The 18,075-nt window shown below is 41.4% G+C and carries 18 protein-coding genes; 1 reads left to right on the top strand and 17 read right to left on the bottom strand.

The window, feature by feature from the left end; all coding sequences use genetic code 11:
* Positions 1-25: 25 nt before the first annotated feature.
* The 17 genes from ilvN to ACWJAF_RS02335 all read right to left on the bottom strand — a co-directional run bounded on the left by ilvN (position 26) and on the right by ACWJAF_RS02335 (position 16,603).
* Positions 26-547, bottom strand: coding sequence for an acetolactate synthase small subunit (gene ilvN, locus ACWJAF_RS02415; RefSeq protein WP_448861956.1), 522 nt, complete (start codon positions 545-547; stop codon positions 26-28).
* A 106-nt stretch (positions 548-653) separates the two neighbouring features.
* Positions 654-1,325, bottom strand: coding sequence for an HAD family hydrolase (locus ACWJAF_RS02410; RefSeq protein WP_448861955.1), 672 nt, complete (start codon positions 1,323-1,325; stop codon positions 654-656).
* 102 nt (positions 1,326-1,427) lie between these two features.
* Positions 1,428-1,547 (bottom strand): DUF6783 domain-containing protein, encoded by a 120-nt coding sequence (locus ACWJAF_RS02405; protein WP_448861952.1) that lies wholly within the window; start codon positions 1,545-1,547, stop codon positions 1,428-1,430.
* Between the two features lie 63 nt (positions 1,548-1,610).
* Positions 1,611-2,327 carry a TraX family protein gene (locus ACWJAF_RS02400; RefSeq protein WP_448861951.1) on the bottom strand — a complete coding sequence of 239 codons (717 nt, stop codon included), beginning with the start codon at positions 2,325-2,327 and terminating at the stop codon, positions 1,611-1,613.
* A gap of 13 nt (positions 2,328-2,340) precedes the next feature.
* Positions 2,341-4,407: an ABC transporter permease gene (locus ACWJAF_RS02395; RefSeq protein WP_448861949.1), complete on the bottom strand. Its 2,067-nt coding sequence runs from the start codon at positions 4,405-4,407 to the stop codon at positions 2,341-2,343.
* The gene (locus ACWJAF_RS02390; protein WP_448861947.1) at positions 4,397-5,188 is read right to left on the bottom strand and encodes an ABC transporter ATP-binding protein; all 792 of its coding nucleotides are present in this window, start codon (positions 5,186-5,188) and stop codon (positions 4,397-4,399) included. Before ACWJAF_RS02390 ends, ACWJAF_RS02395 begins: the two co-directional genes overlap by 11 nt.
* 147 nt (positions 5,189-5,335) lie before the next feature.
* Positions 5,336-6,355 (bottom strand): sensor histidine kinase, encoded by a 1,020-nt coding sequence (locus ACWJAF_RS02385; RefSeq protein WP_448861945.1) that lies wholly within the window; start codon positions 6,353-6,355, stop codon positions 5,336-5,338.
* A complete protein-coding gene (locus ACWJAF_RS02380) occupies positions 6,352-7,038 on the bottom strand; it encodes a response regulator transcription factor (RefSeq protein ID WP_296029911.1) in 687 nt (228 codons plus the stop codon). The genes ACWJAF_RS02385 and ACWJAF_RS02380 overlap by 4 nt, the downstream gene beginning before the upstream one ends.
* 273 nt (positions 7,039-7,311) lie before the next feature.
* On the bottom strand, positions 7,312-8,850 hold the full coding sequence (gene gpmI, locus ACWJAF_RS02375; RefSeq protein WP_448861943.1) for a 2,3-bisphosphoglycerate-independent phosphoglycerate mutase: 1,539 nt from the start codon (positions 8,848-8,850) through the stop codon (positions 7,312-7,314).
* Between the two features lie 207 nt (positions 8,851-9,057).
* Positions 9,058-9,807, bottom strand: coding sequence for a triose-phosphate isomerase (gene tpiA, locus ACWJAF_RS02370; protein WP_006427595.1), 750 nt, complete (start codon positions 9,805-9,807; stop codon positions 9,058-9,060).
* A 142-nt stretch (positions 9,808-9,949) separates the two neighbouring features.
* Positions 9,950-11,143 carry a phosphoglycerate kinase gene (locus ACWJAF_RS02365; RefSeq protein ID WP_448861941.1) on the bottom strand — a complete coding sequence of 398 codons (1,194 nt, stop codon included), beginning with the start codon at positions 11,141-11,143 and terminating at the stop codon, positions 9,950-9,952.
* A 92-nt stretch (positions 11,144-11,235) separates the two neighbouring features.
* Positions 11,236-12,249, bottom strand: a complete 1,014-nt coding sequence (gap, locus tag ACWJAF_RS02360) for a type I glyceraldehyde-3-phosphate dehydrogenase (protein ID WP_118308900.1) — start codon at positions 12,247-12,249, stop codon at positions 11,236-11,238.
* A gap of 154 nt (positions 12,250-12,403) precedes the next feature.
* Positions 12,404-13,240 (bottom strand): histidinol-phosphatase HisJ family protein, encoded by an 837-nt coding sequence (locus ACWJAF_RS02355; RefSeq protein ID WP_296029921.1) that lies wholly within the window; start codon positions 13,238-13,240, stop codon positions 12,404-12,406.
* A 24-nt stretch (positions 13,241-13,264) separates the two neighbouring features.
* Positions 13,265-14,350, bottom strand: coding sequence for a tRNA 2-thiouridine(34) synthase MnmA (gene mnmA, locus ACWJAF_RS02350; RefSeq protein WP_448861938.1), 1,086 nt, complete (start codon positions 14,348-14,350; stop codon positions 13,265-13,267).
* A 14-nt stretch (positions 14,351-14,364) separates the two neighbouring features.
* Positions 14,365-14,808 (bottom strand): Fe-S cluster assembly scaffold protein NifU, encoded by a 444-nt coding sequence (gene nifU, locus ACWJAF_RS02345; protein WP_296029924.1) that lies wholly within the window; start codon positions 14,806-14,808, stop codon positions 14,365-14,367.
* A 75-nt stretch (positions 14,809-14,883) separates the two neighbouring features.
* Positions 14,884-16,074: a cysteine desulfurase NifS gene (nifS, locus tag ACWJAF_RS02340; protein ID WP_448861937.1), complete on the bottom strand. Its 1,191-nt coding sequence runs from the start codon at positions 16,072-16,074 to the stop codon at positions 14,884-14,886.
* A 64-nt stretch (positions 16,075-16,138) separates the two neighbouring features.
* Positions 16,139-16,603, bottom strand: coding sequence for an RrF2 family transcriptional regulator (locus tag ACWJAF_RS02335; protein WP_448861935.1), 465 nt, complete (start codon positions 16,601-16,603; stop codon positions 16,139-16,141).
* A 135-nt stretch (positions 16,604-16,738) separates the two neighbouring features.
* On the opposite strand from ACWJAF_RS02335, the gene ACWJAF_RS02330 reads away from it, so the two are divergent.
* A complete protein-coding gene (locus tag ACWJAF_RS02330) occupies positions 16,739-18,058 on the top strand; it encodes a polysaccharide biosynthesis protein (RefSeq protein ID WP_448861933.1) in 1,320 nt (439 codons plus the stop codon).
* Positions 18,059-18,075: the final 17 nt, after the last annotated feature.

The raw sequence follows: 18,075 nt of genomic DNA, 5'->3' as shown, positions 1-18,075 counted from the left end.
TTTAATGTCTTTTATTATGTAACTGTTATAGTCTGTTGATGTTGCCGTCCTGATCAATGATCGTTACATGCTTGATTCCTCTTTGAAGTCCGGTAATACCGGTTCTTGCAAGTTCCAGAATCTCGTAACCTTCCAGCAGTTCCAGAAACGCATCTACTTTTGAACCATTTCCTGTCAGTTCCACCATCAGGGAATCTTTCTCCACATCAACAATCTTCGCACGGAAAATATCCGCTACCGATATAATCTCCGTTCTCTCCGTCTTATTCGCTCTTACCTTGACCATGATCAGTTCACGGTATACCGAATCATCCGGATCAAGTACTTTGATTTCAATGACATCTTCCAGCTTTCTGACCTGCTTTTCGATCTGTGACAAGATCAGCTCATCTCCACTGGATACAATGGTAATTCTTGTGAATCTCGGATCTGCTGTAACTCCAGCGGTAATGCTGTCGATACTGTATCCACGTCTGCTGAACAGACCGGACACACGGCTTAAAACACCGGGATTATTATCTACCAATAATGAAAATACTCTTTGCATATTGCACCTCTTTTCTATCTTTTATAAAAAACAGAGTGCGTTCTGTTTTTTTATAATAACAATAACTTCCTGTTTTGTCAAGTATTGGGGTTCAACTTTTTCATGATTATTTTAAAATGATATCTGCAATATCTTCCGGTGTATCTGCAATGCACACTGCCCCGGCTTTTTCCAGTTCTTCACGATTGCCAAATCCATATAATACACCCATACAGTCAAGACCTTCTTTTTTCGCTCCCAGCACATCATGTTCACGGTCGCCGATCATCAGGATCTTATCCTTTTCCTTTACCCGGCACGTATCGATCAGATATTCGATTACTTCTGCTTTGCTTCCACGTCCTCCATCTAACTCCATACCGGCTACATATTCAAAATACTTTTCCAGTCCAAAATGTTCTATGATCCTTCTTGCGTATACCTCCGGTTTGGACGTTGCAACAAAGAGACGCTTTCCCGCTGCCTTTAGTTCTTTTAGAGACTCCTCCAATCCATCATATACCGAACACTCAAAGATGCCTGTATCCTGATAATACTCTCTGTAATATTCCACTCCAAGCCAGCTTTTCTTCTCATCAAATCCATAGAACCTTGCAAAGGAATCCGTAAGCGGCGGCCCGATGAATTTATACAATTTTGCCCTGTCTGTTTCTTCTATCCCGAATTTTTTCAGTGCGTATATCACCGAATTGGTAATCCCCGGCGATGAATCAATGATCGTTCCGTCCAGATCAAAGAAACAAATGTCATATGTCCGGTTTAGTTGTTCTTTCTTCATATCCCGTCTCATTCTATTGTCTGCACCTATATATGCACACTTATCCTTCCTTCATTTTTTCTCCAAAGTATGTCTTAAAAAATGCTTTCTGCAAGATATATATCACAATTTGTGGGAGATTTTATCTGAGTAAGGGGCGGCGTAGCGGGCTACGTCAACTGAATGAAGGCAAAATCTCCCGCAAAGCGGGGCATATAGATTGCAGGAATGATTTTTCAGCACACGCTCTAAAATACCGGGACAGTTTCATCGCATTTATATGCGCTTACACATGTCCCGGTATTATTATAACCACCCTATATATACTTTTGCAAACTGTATCAACCATAAGACAAAAAGATGTGCCGGATAGAACCCATAGAAAAACCATTTTTCCCATCGGTATACGTTTCTCTTTTTATCCCTGTTATATGCGCACTGTATCAGAATCCCCGAAACTGCCGGTCCGATACATGCACATACCGAATGCAGCAATGCCTGACCAAAGCCATACAGATTCCTATATGACAATATATTTAAAATCATGAAAATCCCGATTCCTTTTATATAAGCCAGCATTGTTTTCTTCCTGTCTCCATATGCATGTACAAACATAATAGTAAATACCGGTGCCAGAAGCGCCCAGTCTGTCCACAGGGAGCAGATTACCAGCAGGCTCAAAATCGCATTTCTCTCTCCCTTATTTTTCACATGATCCATAATCCACACCACACCCAGACAAAAAAGTAGGCTGAACATCATATTCAGGTTTGCTTCCTTAAGCGCCAGCATGAACGGAAGCTGGGAAATGATGCCAAACACCAGCAGTCTCATGGCATACTTTTTCACAGATCTTGTATAATGATATCCTTCCACCAGAAAGTAACACATGGTAATCGCTGTGAAGTACCCGATATCAATCATTACTTCCTGCGTGATACTTCCTTCTTTCAGAAATACATATGCAAAATGATTGCAGAACATTGTTATTATTGCAAGATATTTTATGGCGTTTCTACTCATACCTGCCCCTCTCCTATTCTTCTATATTCCGGATAAATCCTACATATGTTGCTCCAAAATATATCACATATACACCAAAGAACAATACAAATGAAATCGCAAAATACTGTAATACCGGCGTGCTGACTCCTGTATAAAAATTGAATCTCGCACCCATATATACAGCTATAATCCCGCTGATCACCGCCGAAAAGACCGCTGGACACAGATAATAGCCAGATAACTGCCGGAGTACTGTCCGGTGTATGTCACGTTTCCCGAGTCCGATTTTAGAAAGTACCTGATAGCGGAATCTGTATTTTGCAGAATCGCTCAACTGTTGTACGGATAATACCGTCAGTGCAATACACAGGAATACAAGTCCGATATACATACATGGAAATGTAATGCATGTCAGCATATAGCGTACCTCCGCCGAAGCATTTTCCCGCACCAGATTCACTGCATCATATGTAACAACGGTATCAGTACCAAAGCATACATTATCTTTTTCTTCTTCCATATATGTGTGCCCTGCATAATCATGCTTATCAGAAAGATTATCCAGTTTGTTCTGCAGGTTATCCGGTACTTTTCCATCCACACTTACCGCAAGCTCAGAATAGTATGCTGCCATATGCTGTATCCTTTCATCCGGCACAACGATGATATAATCCCCTCCGTTATGACCGTCCTGTGAAAATGACTCTGTACAGATCTTTTTACACTTCAGTATCTCTCCCTGATCCTGGATCTTCACTTCATCCGTAAAGTCTCCTGTCTCTTTATATACTCTTTTTTTCATCTGCAGGATATATTCGTCACTTCCAAGGGTTTCTTCCGAATATCCAAGCATGCTTCTCAAATGATTATAATCACTCAGACTCATATAGGTATCATATCTGCAATATGTCGCATCCCCTGCACCCTTGCTTATTTTCTTTTCATTTGGCGTTCCATCTGCATTAAGATATGTATCACCAAAATAATGCAGATGCGTATACAGCCATGTATTCATTTCATTCGTATGATTTTCATAAATGTGGTATATGCATGTATCTTTTATATCCGTTTCTTTTGCGACTACTTTTAATTCCCGTGCAAAATCATATTCCGGGTTGCGGCTGTTCACCTGTACGTCAAACGGGAACTTCATTTCCAAAACCTGATTCTGCCAGTCCGTGAACATCAACGCTACCGAACATCCCAGAAACGAGATCATAAAAAGCACGGTAAGCGTCCCCATGGTAAACCGCATCGTCTTTAACTTTGAAGCAAACTGGCGAAGCAGGAACAGATTTTGTCCCCGGTAGATTCCTTTTCCTTTTTTCTCCACATAACAGATAATCCATGCCGAAAGTCCTGTATAAAAGATGTAGACAGTAATAAACAAACCTGCCAGGAAAGCCGATGCCGTACCTACAGACTGAACATTTCCACTTAGTATCCAGACTCCAAAAGCGATAATAAATAATACTGACACCGGCAGCAGTATGCGTTTTTGTTTTTCATGCGCTTCTTTCATTTCTTCATTTTTCTGACTTTCACTCATCAGATTATGAATATTCATCTTACGGAATCTTCTCCTGCAGCGGAATAACGCCAGAAGATAACATCCGGCAAAACAGCATACCGTCATCAGAAGGCAGTACCGGTTAAATTCCAGATGTGGTTTTAATTCCACCTGCACAATGGTGTAAAGGATTACGATCAGCACCTGCTGTAACAGTACCCCAAGTCCGAGACCTATGACGAAAGAACCTACTCCAAGCATCAGATTTTCCTTCATATAGAGTATTGATACTTCCTTTTTCTTCATTCCGATCAGCAGATAAATGCCAAATTCACGGCTTCTCTTTTCCAGCATGAACCGCACCATATAATTGATCAGCCATGCTACGATCAGTACAATAAAAAATGTTGCAATACCGATCATTGCTGCCATCATCGTCGCCATCTCATACATTTTCTGGAGATCTCTGGAGAAAATAATACTGTTAAATGCAAATATCAGTGCCACTATGAATGTCATTGTCAGTACATACACCAGATAATCTCTGGCTGAACGCCTGACATTGCGAAATGCAAGCTTACTGAACATCTGAAAGTTCACCTCCCGTCAGGGAAAGTACGTCCAGGATCTTATTTAAAAATACACGTCTTTCTTCTACTCCTCTTATCAGTTCATGAAATATCTTTCCATCTTTCAAAAACAGAATCCGGTTACAATAGCTGGCTGAAAATGCATCATGTGTAACCATAAGGATCGTCGACTGCATGTCATGATTCATTTTACGGAATGTTTCTAATAATGTCTGTGCTGCTCTGGAATCTAATGCCCCTGTCGGCTCATCTGCGAGGATCAGTTTCGGATGGTTGATGAGTGCTCTTGCACAGGCGCATCTTTGCTTTTGTCCTCCTGATACCTGGTACGGGAATTTGTTTCTGATTTCTTCGATATGTAAAAGCTTCAGTATCTCATCGCATTGCTGCCAGATCTGTTTTTTATTCTGACTGTGCAATGTCATTGCCAGGATAATATTTTCTTCTATCGTCAGTGTGTCCAACAGATTATAGTCCTGGAACACAAATCCCAGATTCTCTTTTCTGAATTCTGACAATGCATCTTCACTCAGTTCTGTGATATCTGTATTTCCATAATAAATATGTCCGGACGTTACGCGGTCGATTGTAGAGAGCATATTTAGAAGTGTCGTCTTACCGGAACCGGATGCTCCCATGATGCCTACAAATTCTCCTTTTTGTACGCAAAAGCTCACCCTGTCTACAGCTTTCGTGATATTCGTATCATTTCCATAATATTTTTCTACATCACATACCCGGATTTCTCCATCCGGAATTCTTTCGTCTTTTCTTCTCATCTATCTCATCCTTTCTGATCTTTTATTATTGTCCATATCTACACCAGATGCAGACACTGACAATCATTTTTCATCTTATGGTTTTCTTTTCCCTTTTACTTTACTCGCCTGGACCAGAAAGTTGTATTGATGCATCTTTCAGTTATCTTACATTTTTGAAAGATAACTGCTGACTGGAAATGTAAGAATCATCTTCGTTCCTTCTCCCAGGACAGATTCTGCTTCAATGGAAATGCCGAGCTTTTCACATAATTTTTGGCAAAGATACAGCCCCATACCCGTAGATTTCTTTCCGTTTCTTCCGTTTGAACCGGTAAACCCTTTTTCAAATATCCGTGAAAGTTCTTCTGTACGAATGCCGGTTCCATTATCTTCGACGACCAATCTGACACCATGGCCGTATCTTTCGGTATAAATGCGGATATATGGATGTTCATCCACATCTTGTTTTTTATATTTTACACTGTTTAGTACAAGCTGGTTCAATATAAAAAGAATCCATTTCTTATCTGTATACACATGATCCGGACATGCTACTTCACCATGCACCCCACTGCTGATCAGATAGTACTTATTTTTCATGAAGATCTCCGAAGCCGCCTTTCCAAGATTGGTCTCCTCAATCATATAATCTTTGTAGACCTTTTCCATCCGGGCATAATACAGAACCATGTCTACATCATTTTCGATGCGCTGGTTCTCAAGACTGATCTGTCTGGTTACTTCATCTTTATGGTTCTCACATGCAAGCTGAATGCTGGTAATTGGTGCTTTGATCTCATGTACCCAGCTTTCGATATAATCCCGGTAGTCTTTTTGTTCCTCTTCGATCTCACGGATACGCTCGATTACCGACTTATTAGACCTCCGTATCATATCTCTGTAAAGACGGTCTTCCAGATAAGGAGAAGACGGCAGCAGTTCACCAAGCAGATATCTCTGATCTACCTCCTCCAGAATATGCGCCGCCTGGTCAAAATATTTTTTCCGCCTGTAATATCCCGTCAGAATCCAAAGCACCAGTATGATCCACCAGAAGATCAGTATCAATGCAGATGCGTTCTTACTATATCCAGTAATATAAAAGAATGCCATCAGAAGCATCATACACAGCAGATGCAATAAAAAGATCAAAATCTTATCTTTTATATATTCCGAAAATCTCATATCCGGTACCCCATTCCGCGTTTTGTTTCGATAAAGTCTTTGACTCCAATTTCTGAGAGCTTGTTTCTAAGTCTTGTGACATTAACACTTAACGTATTATCATCTATGAATACTTCATTGTCCCACAGGTATTCAATCATATCCATCCTTGGTACGATCTCCCCTTTTTTCTGATATAAAAGATGCAGGATTTTCAACTCATTTTTGGTAAGATCCGTCTTCTTCCCGGCATGTTCTACGTAGGCACCGGCAAGATTCAATGTGACACCCTTATATTCCAGGTGTATCGTATCATTTGTTGATTTCACAGCGTTTTTACTGGTAGTTCTTTTTAAAACCACTCCTATTCTTGCCAGTAAAATCGGCGGATTAAAAGGTTTGGTAATGTAATCGTCTGCTCCATTTAATATCCCGGTCAGTTCATCCATGGAGTCTGTTCTGCTGGTCAGGAATATAATTGGGATATCTGAATATTCTCTGAGTTTCCTGCAGACATCAAAGCCGGATTCCCCAGGTAAATTAAGATCCAGAAGAACCAGATCCGCAGCAGGACACAATACACGTATCTGTCCTGCTACATCTGTAAATGATTCTATCACTGTCACCTGATAGAATGCATTTTCTAAAAGCCGCTTTAATTCTTTGCGGATTCCTTCATCATCTTCTACAATAACTATTTGCATGTTTTTCTCCTTATGACGTCATATTTCAACGTTTTTAATTATATTTATAAGTACACTTACAATAATTCTTTCTCATAAAAGCCATTTTACTGTCATGTAGATAGTTTGTCAATTCTCGTCTGTTTTTTAATATCGGCTTTGTCATCTACAGACCCCGGAACCTACAAAGATCTTCCGTTGGCAGCTTCTTCCGAACACATGGCAATAAAAAAACCTCAAGATACAGGCAGCTTCTCCTATATCTCAAGGTTATTTATAATCTTTTGATTTATATTACTTCATAAGAAGTGATGTTCCTGTCATCTCAGCAGGCTGTTCCATACCCATCAGTTCAATCAGTGTAGGTGCGATATCCGCAAGGCATCCACCTTCTTTTAACTTGTAAGCAGGATCTGCATTTACAAGGATAAATGGTACTGGATTTGTTGTATGTGCTGTGAATGGCTCTTTTGTCTCTTCATCGATCATGTATTCTGCATTTCCGTGATCTGCACAGATGAACATCTGTCCGTCAGCTTCTTTTAATGCATCATAAGCTTTTCCTACGCACTCATCTACTGCTTCGATTGCTTTTACAGCAGCTTCGATTACACCTGTATGTCCTACCATGTCAGGGTTTGCGAAGTTGATCACGATTACATCATATTCATCAGACTTAATTGCTGCTACCAGCTTATCACATACTTCATATGCACTCATCTCTGGTTTTAAGTCGTAAGTAGCTACCTTTGGAGATTTGACAAGGATTCTGTCTTCTCCTTCATTTGGTTCTTCTACTCCGCCGTTAAAGAAGAATGTTACGTGAGCATATTTCTCTGTCTCAGCGATACGGGCCTGTTTCTTGCCATTCTTTGCAAGGAACTCGCCAAATGTATTCGTAATTTCTTCTTTTACGAATGCAACCTGTTTGTTCTCGATTGTAGCATCGTATTCTGTGAAGCATACAAATGTTGTCTTGATTCTGTCTCCTCTTTCAAATCCATCAAAGCTGTCATCGCAGAATGTTCTTGTGAGCTCTCTTGCTCTGTCAGGACGGAAGTTAAAGAATACTACTGAATCATTCTCTTTGATTGTTGCAACCGGAGCTCCGTCTTTTGTTACTACAAATGGTACTACGAACTCATCTGTTACATCTGCATCATAAGAAGCCTGGATTCCTTCTGTTGCGGAAGCAGCTGTCTCGCCTTCGCCTGCAGAAAGTGCCTTGTAAGCCTTTTCTACACGATCCCAGCGGTTATCACGGTCCATTGCATAGTAACGTCCAGAAACGCTTGCAACTTCACCTACGCCGATTTCTTTCATCTTAGCTTCTAACTGTTCTACATACTCTTTTCCTGAAGCCGGTGGTGTATCACGGCCATCTAAGAAGCAGTGTACATATACCTTCTCAAGTCCCTGTCTCTTAGCCAGTTCCAGAAGACCGAAGATATGTCCGATGTGGCTGTGAACACCACCATCAGATACCAGTCCCATCAGATGCAGTGCAGAATCATTCTTCTTCGCATTCTCGCATGCTGCAAGAAGTGCCTTATTCTCAAAGAATACGCCATCTTCGATTGCCTTTGTAATCTTTGTCAGTTCCTGATAAATGATACGTCCGGCACCCATGTTCATATGACCTACTTCTGAGTTACCCATCTGTCCGTCCGGAAGACCTACTGCAAGTCCGCTGGCATTTCCCTTTACACATGGATATTCTGCCATCAGCTTATCCATTACAGGTGTCTTTGCCATAGCAATTGCGTTACCTTCTGTCTTTTCGTTCAGTCCATAACCATCTAAGATCATAAGTACTGTTGGTTTCTTACTCATTCTTAATATCACCTTTCGTCTATATATCGTCTTAATATATCGCTTTTGATATCACTTTTCATCATTGTAGATATCACTTTTGCAACACAAAGCCGCAGGAAGCAGTCAAAACGAAAGCCTCCTGCGGCTGATATTACTTTTATCAACCCTTTAGCGTTAAGGCTGCAGGTTCTCAAAGTCATAAGTATATTCTTTTATACTTATTTTCTATTTGTAGTTGACAATCTTACCGAAATCAGCTTTCAGAGATGCTCCACCTACAAGTCCGCCATCGATATCAGCCTGAGCAAATAACTCTGCTGCATTTCCAGCGTTTACAGATCCACCGTACTGGATACGGATAGCTTCTGCTGTAGCTTCATCATATACTTCTGCGATGCATGCACGGATACCAGCACAAACTTCTTCAGCCTGCTCTGTAGTAGCTGTCTTACCTGTTCCGATAGCCCAGATTGGCTCGTAAGCGATCACTGCTGTTTTAGCCTGATCAGCTGTTACATTCTGGAATCCAACTTTCACCTGCTGACGGATGAAGTCCATTGTTACACCCTGTTCTCTCTGCTCCAGAGTCTCTCCACAGCACATAATTGGTGTAATACCATGCTCGAAAGCTTTGAGCATCTTCTTATTTACTGTCTCGTTTGTTTCTGCGAAGTATTCTCTTCTTTCAGAGTGTCCAAGAACAACGTATTTTACTCCTGCATCTGTAAGCATAGCTGGAGAGATTTCTCCTGTGTATGCTCCGCTTTCTTCAAAGTACATATTCTCAGCACCAACCTGGATGTTAGTTCCCTTAACAGCTTCTGCTACAGGGATAATGTCGATTGCAGGTACGCAGAATACTACGTCTACATCTTCATTAGCTACTAATGGTTTTAATTCTTCAACTAAAGCTACTGCTTCACTTGGAGTTTTGTTCATTTTCCAGTTTCCGGCTACAATTTTCTTTCTTGCCATTGTTCCAAATCTCCTTAATCATTTTGTATCCAGAAAAATGCTGGATACGCGCCAAATGCAAGGCAGATAAGGCGCAGGCGTACTATGTACGTCAAGCCTCATCTAACGCAGCAATTGGTGTGTATACACATTTTTCATCACTTTATTTGTCGTTGGCTGCTGCAACTCCCGGCAGTTCTTTTCCTTCAAGGAATTCCAGAGAAGCTCCACCACCTGTTGAGATGTGTGTCATCTTATCTCCATATCCTAACTGGTTAACTGCTGCTGCAGAGTCTCCTCCACCAATGATTGTTACAGCTTCTGTGTCTGCAAGTGCTTTTGCAACGGCTTCTGTTCCTTTTGCAAATTTAGGCATTTCGAAGCATCCCATTGGTCCATTCCATACAACTGTCTTAGCATCTTTTACTGCATCGCAGAAAATCTTAGCTGTCTCTGGTCCGATATCAAGACCTTCCCATCCTTCTGGGATTTCGCCTGCTTTTACTACCTGTGTATTTGCATCGTTAGAGAAGTCATCTCCGATTACGTTATCTACAGGGAGAAGAAGTTTTACTCCTTTTCCTTTTGCTTTCTCGATCATGTCAAGTGCGTACTGGCAATAATCTTCTTCCAGAAGGGATCTTCCAACTGTACCGCCCTGTGCTTTTGCGAATGTATAAGCCATTCCTCCACCGATGATCAGAGTATCTACTTTTTCAAGAAGGTTCTCGATTACAGAAATCTTGCTTGAAACTTTTGCTCCACCAAGGATTGCTACGAATGGTCTTTCCGGATTGTTGACTGCATTTCCGAGGAAGTCAATCTCTTTCTGCATAAGGTATCCAACTACTGCTGTGTCAACATATTTTGTAACACCTACGTTTGAGCAGTGTGCACGATGTGCTGTTCCGAATGCATCATTAACAAATACATCACAAAGAGAAGCGAGATCTTTGCTGAATGCATCTTCATTCTTTGTCTCTTCAGCTCTGTAACGAGTATTTTCAAGAAGGATTACATCTCCGTCTTTCATCTCAGCTACTGCAGCTTTTGCATTCTCTCCAACCACTTCTGGATCAGCTGCAAATTTTACTTCCTGTCCAAGAAGTTCTGAAAGGCGAACTGCTACAGGTGCAAGAGATAATTCTGGAACTGGCTGTCCCTTTGGTTTTCCGAGGTGAGAGCAAAGAATAACCTTTCCGCCATCAGAGATTAATTTTTTGATTGTAGGAAGAGCTGCTACAAGACGGTTCTCGTCTGTAATCTTTCCATCAATCAGTGGTACGTTGAAGTCACATCTTACAAGTACCTTTTTTCCCTTTACGTTAATGTCGTCTACAGATTTTTTATTAAGCATAGTACTGCCTCCTGGTTAATTATTTTTTAACTGCAAAAAAGGTCCGGTCCAATAAGACCGGACCCTTTGTGAGTCTTAATTCATGCTCTAAATTATGCTAATTCAGAGAAGTATTTGATTGTTCTTACCATCTGGCTTGTGTATGAGTTTTCATTGTCATACCAAGAAACAACCTGAACCTCTGTAGTTCCATTTTCCAGTGGAAGTACCATTGTCTGAGTAGCATCGAATAATGAACCATATCTCATTCCAACGATGTCGCTAGATACGATTTCATCTGTGTTGTATCCGAAGGACTCTGTAGAAGCTGCTTTCATAGCTGCGTTGATTTCATCAACTGTTACATGTCCTTTAACAACTGCTGTAAGGATTGTTGTAGATCCTGTAGGTGTTGGTACACGCTGAGCAGATCCGATTAACTTTCCGTTCAGTTCTGGGATAACAAGACCGATAGCTTTTGCAGCACCTGTGCTGTTTGGTACGATATTGACTGCAGCTGCACGGGATCTTCTGAGGTCACCTTTTCTCTGTGGTCCGTCAAGAGTCATCTGATCTCCTGTGTAAGCGTGAATTGTACACATGATACCAGACTCGATTGGTGCAAGGTCGTTAAGAGCTTTTGCCATTGGAGCCAGGCAGTTTGTTGTACAAGAAGCTGCAGAAATTACTGTATCTTCTGGTTTCAGAGTTTCGTGGTTTACGTTATATACGATAGTTGGCAGGTCGTTTCCAGCTGGTGCGGAAATAACAACTTTTCTAGCTCCTGCTTTGATATGAGCAGATGCTTTTTCTTTAGATGTATAGAATCCTGTACACTCCAGAACTACGTCTACACCGATTTCTCCCCAAGGAAGTTCTTCAGCGTTAGCCTTTGCGTAAATCTTGATTTCTTTTCCGTCAACGATGATAGAATCATCTGTTGCTTCTACAGTATCAGCTAAAGCATATTTTCCCTGTGAAGAGTCATATTTTAACAGGTGAGCAAGCATCTTAGGAGATGTTAAGTCGTTGATTGCTACAACTTCATATCCTTCTGCTCCGAACATCTGTCTGAATGCAAGACGTCCAATACGTCCAAATCCATTAATCGCTACTTTTACTGCCATGATTAATTCCTCCTAAAGTTTGTTTATTAACTACTTATGCAGTCTAAATTGTGAAATCTTGTCCTAGCTTTTGGGGGCTTTCTTTTTCAAAGACTTCTCAACTGCTAATAATTGTACTTTATCTGATACAAAATTTCAAGAGGTTTTCCTATTTTTATGTAAGTTGCTTAAAAACCGGCTTCCGTTCACAAAATTCTGTATAAAATTTAAAGCCGCAAGACTTTAAAATCTCTGCTGTCTGCGCAAAATCATATGCTACATGCTCCGGCTTATGCGCATCCGCACCGATAGTAATAATCTCACCGCCAAGTTCTTTGTATCGTTTTAATACATCCGGATGTGGATGTGGATATGGAAGACCGTATTTCAGGCCTGCCGAATTCACTTCCAAACCTTTTCCTCTCTGGATCAGGATTTTTAAAATCTCATCAATCAGATCTGCCAGATCCATATACGAATAATCCCTCTCCCGGTTCTTTCCATAGCGGATCACATAATCCAGGTGTCCCAGTGTGTCAAAACAGTCCATACATCTGACATTTTCCAGTATCGCCTCCATCATCAGACGGTATGCTTCTTTATCGCTTCTGCCCTGGAACATTTTCTCAGCTGCCGGATCGGTAAATATATCTTTTCCCGCCGCATCTTTTTTATACGGCGCATTATGAACAGAGCCTATGATAAAGTCAAACGGATATCTTCCCGTCAGTATTTCATAATATTCTTTCAGATACGTGCGAAGTCCTAATTCGACTCCGATTTCGATCTTTAATCTGCCTTCATATTCTTTTTGCAATTTTGACAGTTCTTTAAAATAAGCATCTACATCAAAGATTCCTTCTTCGCCCCACTCCAGATCATCCTTGTCAAAATGATCGGTAAAGCAGATCGTACGGAGACCTTTCTTGATCGCCGCTTCTGCCATGTCGTGCGGACAGGCTTCGGAATCTGTTGAAAAATGTGAATGCATATGCATATCTGCCTGTATCATCGATTTTCCTCTTTAATTATTATTTTACTTATCTGCAATAATCGTTCCGCCGCCGAGTACATACTCTCCATCATATAGAACGACTGCCTGTCCAGGTGTAATTGCTCTTTGTGTTTCTTCAAATGTGCAAAGGATCTCATCGTCTCCTGTTTTTTCCACTGTGCACCATGCACCTCTGTGGTTGTAGCGGATCTTTGCCCATACTCTTTTTGGCTCTTCAAGATCTTCAACCGTCATGAAATTCACCTGATTCGCACGGACATATACAGACATGGATTCTTCATTGGTTCCAACCACAACTTCATTGGTCTCTGGACGGATCTCCAGAACGAATACAGGATGTCCAAGGGATAAGCCAAGGCCTTTTCTCTGTCCTACTGTGTAATGAATGATTCCTTTATGTTTTCCTACGACCGTTCCATCAGACAACACAAAATTTCCCGGCACAATCTTTGCATCGGAATTTTCTTCAATATAAGAAGCATAATCTCCGTCGGATACGAAACAGATATCCTGGCTGTCCGGCTTATGCGCAACAAGAAGCCCGATCTCGTCTGCCATCTTACGGATCTGGTCTTTGGTATATTCTCCTACAGGCATCAGTGTCTTGGAAAGCTGATCCTGGGTAAGATTATAAAGCGCATAAGTCTGGTCTTTTGCTGCAGTTGCCGAATTACGGATCGCATATCTTCCGTTTGGCAGTTTTTCTACTCTGGCATAATGTCCGGTTGCAATATATTGTGCACCGATGTCCAGACTTCTCTTTAACAGTGATTCCCATTTTACGTAACGGTTGCAGGCGATACACGGATTCGGTGTTCTTCCGTGCAGATAGTCATCGATAAAATAATCAATGACATTTTCCTTAAATTCTTTTTTAAAATTCATGACATAATAAGGAATCTCGAGCGCTGCTGCCACTCTTCTTGCATCATCTACGGCACTGAGACCACAACAGCCGCCATGTTCTTCCATCGCGGCTTCTTCTTCATCCTGCCAGATCTGCATCGTTACTCCGATTACGTCATATCCCTGATTTTTTAAAAGCCAGGCTGCCACGGAGGAGTCAACTCCTCCAGACATCCCGACTACTACTTTTTTCTTCTCCATATAAAGTCTCCGGCTTAATACTCGTCCTCTTCTTCCTCTTCACCTTCGTGAATATCAGATTTTGGTTTCTGAAGTCCTTCAATCTTGATATCGTGTTTTTCTGCATAGTCCCACAGAGCTGCATGAATTGCCTCTTCTGCAAGAAGGGAACAGTGTACTTTTACCGGCGGAAGTCCATCCAGAGCTTCCATAACGGCTTTATTAGTAACTTCCATTGCTTCCTGGATGGTTTTTCCTTTTACCATCTCTGTAGCCATACTACTTGTTGCAACGGCTGCCCCACATCCGAATGTTTTGAATTTTACATCCTGAATGATCTGGTTTTCATCGATATCAAGGTAGATTCTCATGATATCTCCACATTTTGCATTACCTACTGTTCCAACACCACTGGCGTTTTCAATCTCTCCTACATTTCTTGGATGTTCAAAATGATCCATTACCTTTTCTGAATACATATCTTAATTACTCCTTTTTACGTCTTTTTATCTAAATGTTCTGTATCAGTTTTCTGATTAAAAATCTGATTAATTCTATCCCTGTTTTTTCTGTTTTTTAATGAAGTCTTCGTACAGAGGTGACATTTCTCTTAAATGTGCTACAATCTCTTTCAGATTCTCTACTACATAATCAATATCTTCTTTTTCGATTTCTTCATTCAGAGTCAGTCTCAGCGATCCGTGTGCGATCTCATGAGGCAGTCCGATTGCAAGCAGGACATGGGACGGATCCAGTGATCCTGATGTACAAGCAGATCCGCTTGATCCACAGATTCCTTTCATGTCCAGTTTGATCAGGAGGGATTCTCCTTCTACAAACTGGAAGCTGAAGTTTGCATTGTTTGGAAGTCTGTCTGTTCTGTGTCCGTTCAGACGGCAGTAAGGAATCTCATTTAATACTCTGTCAATCAGATAATCTCTGACTTCTCTTTCTTTTGCTGTTCTTTCTTCCATGCTGTCTGCCGCACGTTTTGCAGCTGTTCCGATTCCTACGATTCCAGGAACATTTTCTGTACCTGCACGACGTTTTCTCTCCTGTGCCCCACCATGAATGAATGAACGGATCTTCACACCTGTACGGATGTACATGATACCGATTCCCTTTGGTCCGTTGAACTTATGTCCGCTGGCACTTAACATATCGATATGACATTCGTCTACATTGATTGGGAGCTGTCCAAACGCCTGTACAGCATCTGTGTGGAACAAAATACCATGCTCATGTGCAATCTCACCGATTTCTTTGATTGGCTGGATTGTTCCGATCTCATTATTTGCAAACATAACCGAGATCAGGATTGTAGTTGGGCGGATAGCTGCTTTCAAATCATCCAGTTTTACTTTTCCGTCTTCATCTACGTCCAGATAAGTAACCTCAAATCCACGTTTTTCCAGATATTCAGCTGTATGAAGGATCGCATGATGCTCGATCTTTGTTGTGATAATATGATTTCCTTTATTTCCATAAGCTTCTGCAGTTGCTTTTAAAGCCCAGTTATCAGACTCAGAACCGCCGCCTGTGAAATAAATTTCATTTGTCTTTGCGCCGATCATCTCTGCGATTGTATCTCTCTGTTTGTTGATGACCTCTTTGTTTGCTGCCGCAAAGCTGTATACGCTGGATGGATTTCCAAAATGCTCTGTAAAATATGGAAGCATTGCTTCTACAACTTCTGGTGCTGTTTTTGTTGTTGCTGCATTATCAAGATATAATAATTTACTCATTTTATCTCCTCCGTTTTCCTTATATATCCTGTATTTTACTGATTATCAGATATTGTCTTTTTTATTACTGGCTGCATTTCGGGCTCTCGCAGTCCCCGTCCGGATTGATGCTTTTGCTCTCCTGGATCAGTTCGTCCAGTTTGATCTTATTAACCGTATCATTGATACTGTCATTGATCTTGCGCCACACATATTTTGTCACGCATCCATCCGATGCCATACAGCCTTCTCCGGAATCCGCGTCAAATGCTGCACATTTTACCGGTTCCAGGCTTCCTTCTAAAGCTCTTAAAATATCGCCAACGGATATTTCCTCCGGCACTTTTGCCAATACATATCCACCTGAGGCTCCCCGGATGCTTTTTACCAGTCCTGCTTTCTTAAGAAGTGCCACCAGCTGTTCCAGATACCGTTCCGATATTTCCTGTCTTGCCGCAACGCTTCCGATAGACACAGGCTCTTTCTCACTATATCTGGCAAGATCTATCATGGCACGCAGTCCATATCTTCCCTTCGTGGAAAGTTTCATCTTATCACCTCTTTTAATCCCCAGTATTTTACTAGGATTTTTACTTCTGTAGAATATCACTGCTTTCTGGTTCTGTCAAGCACTTATCTTGAATAACTTATAAAGATACAATCCTGTTTTTTGGAGGTGCTTATTATGTCCCAGAAACAGACTCTGATCAGAGGAACCGCCATCCTGACTCTTACCAGTTTCTGCACCCGTTTTATAGGCTTTTTTTACCGTATTTTTCTAAGTCATACATTCGGAGAGGAAAATGTCGGGCTCTATCAGCTCGTCTTTCCTGTCTATACTCTCGGATTTTCCTTGTCCTGTGCTGGTGTGCAGCTGGCACTTTCCAGATGTGTTGCCAGACACACTGCCTGCGGAGAAGTAGATAAAGCAAAAGAGCTTTTAAAGACAAGTCTTCTTTTTACTTTTACTCTTTCCTGTATTATTGCCGTATTTTTACAGCATCATTCAGCCACTATATCGACTGTCCTGCTGCACGATGCCCGGTGTACTTCCCTTCTTATCCTTTTGTCCTATGCTTTTCCATTCGCTTCTATTCACAGCTGTATCTGCGGATATTCCCTCGGTCTTAAGGGGACGAAAATTCCTGCGGTCTCTCAGCTTATAGAGCAGGCCTTCCGTGTTCTGTTCGTGTTTCTCGTTTATCTTTATGCAGATAAACAGGGAATCTCTGTGTCAATCGTACTTGCTGTTGCAGGTCTTGCTGCCGGAGAAATCTTTGCATCTCTTTATTCACTTATGGCAATATATGGCATCACATTTCGCATCCCGTCCCCGGCTCTTTCTGTCCATTCTTTTCTGATTCATTTTCAGGAGCTCTTTAAACATGCCCTGCCACTTACAACCAGTCGTGTCCTTTTGAACATTCTCCAGAGTGCCGAGGCAGTATCCATTCCTCTTTGCCTGCAATATTATGGACTTTCCGTCTCAGAATCCCTGAAAATCTATGGCGTACTTACCGGTATGGCACTGCCTTGTATTCTCTTCCCTTCTGCCATTACCAATGCAGTTTCTTCCATGCTCCTTCCAACCGTTGCCGAGATGCAAGCCGCACAGCATCAAAAAAATCTTCGTTCTGTCATCGTACGTGTTACCTGTTATTGTATCTTTCTTGGAAGTGCTTTTGGTGTTCTTCTGCTTTTATCCGGAAAATGGCTTGGCATATTTTTATTCCACAGTGAACTTGCCGGTCAGTTTATTCTTACACTTTCCTGGATCTGTCCGTTCCTGTATACAAACACAGTACTTCTCAGTATGGTAAACGGTCTCGGCAAGACATTTTTTTCTTTTTCTGCTAATTTTATCAGCCTTTGTATCCGGATTGCAGGGGTATTCCTCTTTATCCCGCAGTTTGGAATTCTTGGATATCTGATTGGTCTTCTGGTCAGTCAGATTGTACTTTTTTCTCTCTGCCTTCTGCGCCTGAACTTCTACTTGCATACTTAGGCATCAAAAAAGCAGTG

This window comes from Dorea sp. (assembly GCF_977044405.1).
This window is presented reverse-complemented; position numbering and strand designations above follow the sequence as displayed.

What these genes read in the sequence shown, in the direction of transcription:
- ilvN (WP_448861956.1), bottom strand. Translation starts at nt 547, where the DNA reads ATGCAAAGAGTATTTTCATTATTGGTAGATAATAATCCCGGTGTTTTA.
- ACWJAF_RS02410 (WP_448861955.1), bottom strand. Translation starts at nt 1,325, where the DNA reads ATGAAGAAAGAACAACTAAACCGGACATATGACATTTGTTTCTTTGAT.
- ACWJAF_RS02400 (WP_448861951.1), bottom strand. Translation starts at nt 2,327, where the DNA reads ATGAGTAGAAACGCCATAAAATATCTTGCAATAATAACAATGTTCTGC.
- ACWJAF_RS02395 (WP_448861949.1), bottom strand. Translation starts at nt 4,407, where the DNA reads ATGTTCAGTAAGCTTGCATTTCGCAATGTCAGGCGTTCAGCCAGAGAT.
- ACWJAF_RS02390 (WP_448861947.1), bottom strand. Translation starts at nt 5,188, where the DNA reads ATGAGAAGAAAAGACGAAAGAATTCCGGATGGAGAAATCCGGGTATGT.
- ACWJAF_RS02385 (WP_448861945.1), bottom strand. Translation starts at nt 6,355, where the DNA reads ATGAGATTTTCGGAATATATAAAAGATAAGATTTTGATCTTTTTATTG.
- ACWJAF_RS02380 (WP_296029911.1), bottom strand. Translation starts at nt 7,038, where the DNA reads ATGCAAATAGTTATTGTAGAAGATGATGAAGGAATCCGCAAAGAATTA.
- gpmI (WP_448861943.1), bottom strand. Translation starts at nt 8,850, where the DNA reads ATGAGTAAGAAACCAACAGTACTTATGATCTTAGATGGTTATGGACTG.
- tpiA (WP_006427595.1), bottom strand. Translation starts at nt 9,807, where the DNA reads ATGGCAAGAAAGAAAATTGTAGCCGGAAACTGGAAAATGAACAAAACT.
- ACWJAF_RS02365 (WP_448861941.1), bottom strand. Translation starts at nt 11,143, where the DNA reads ATGCTTAATAAAAAATCTGTAGACGACATTAACGTAAAGGGAAAAAAG.
- gap (WP_118308900.1), bottom strand. Translation starts at nt 12,249, where the DNA reads ATGGCAGTAAAAGTAGCGATTAATGGATTTGGACGTATTGGACGTCTT.
- ACWJAF_RS02355 (WP_296029921.1), bottom strand. Translation starts at nt 13,240, where the DNA reads ATGATACAGGCAGATATGCATATGCATTCACATTTTTCAACAGATTCC.
- mnmA (WP_448861938.1), bottom strand. Translation starts at nt 14,350, where the DNA reads ATGGAGAAGAAAAAAGTAGTAGTCGGGATGTCTGGAGGAGTTGACTCC.
- nifU (WP_296029924.1), bottom strand. Translation starts at nt 14,808, where the DNA reads ATGTATTCAGAAAAGGTAATGGATCATTTTGAACATCCAAGAAATGTA.
- nifS (WP_448861937.1), bottom strand. Translation starts at nt 16,074, where the DNA reads ATGAGTAAATTATTATATCTTGATAATGCAGCAACAACAAAAACAGCA.
- ACWJAF_RS02335 (WP_448861935.1), bottom strand. Translation starts at nt 16,603, where the DNA reads ATGAAACTTTCCACGAAGGGAAGATATGGACTGCGTGCCATGATAGAT.
- ACWJAF_RS02330 (WP_448861933.1), top strand. Translation starts at nt 16,739, where the DNA reads ATGTCCCAGAAACAGACTCTGATCAGAGGAACCGCCATCCTGACTCTT.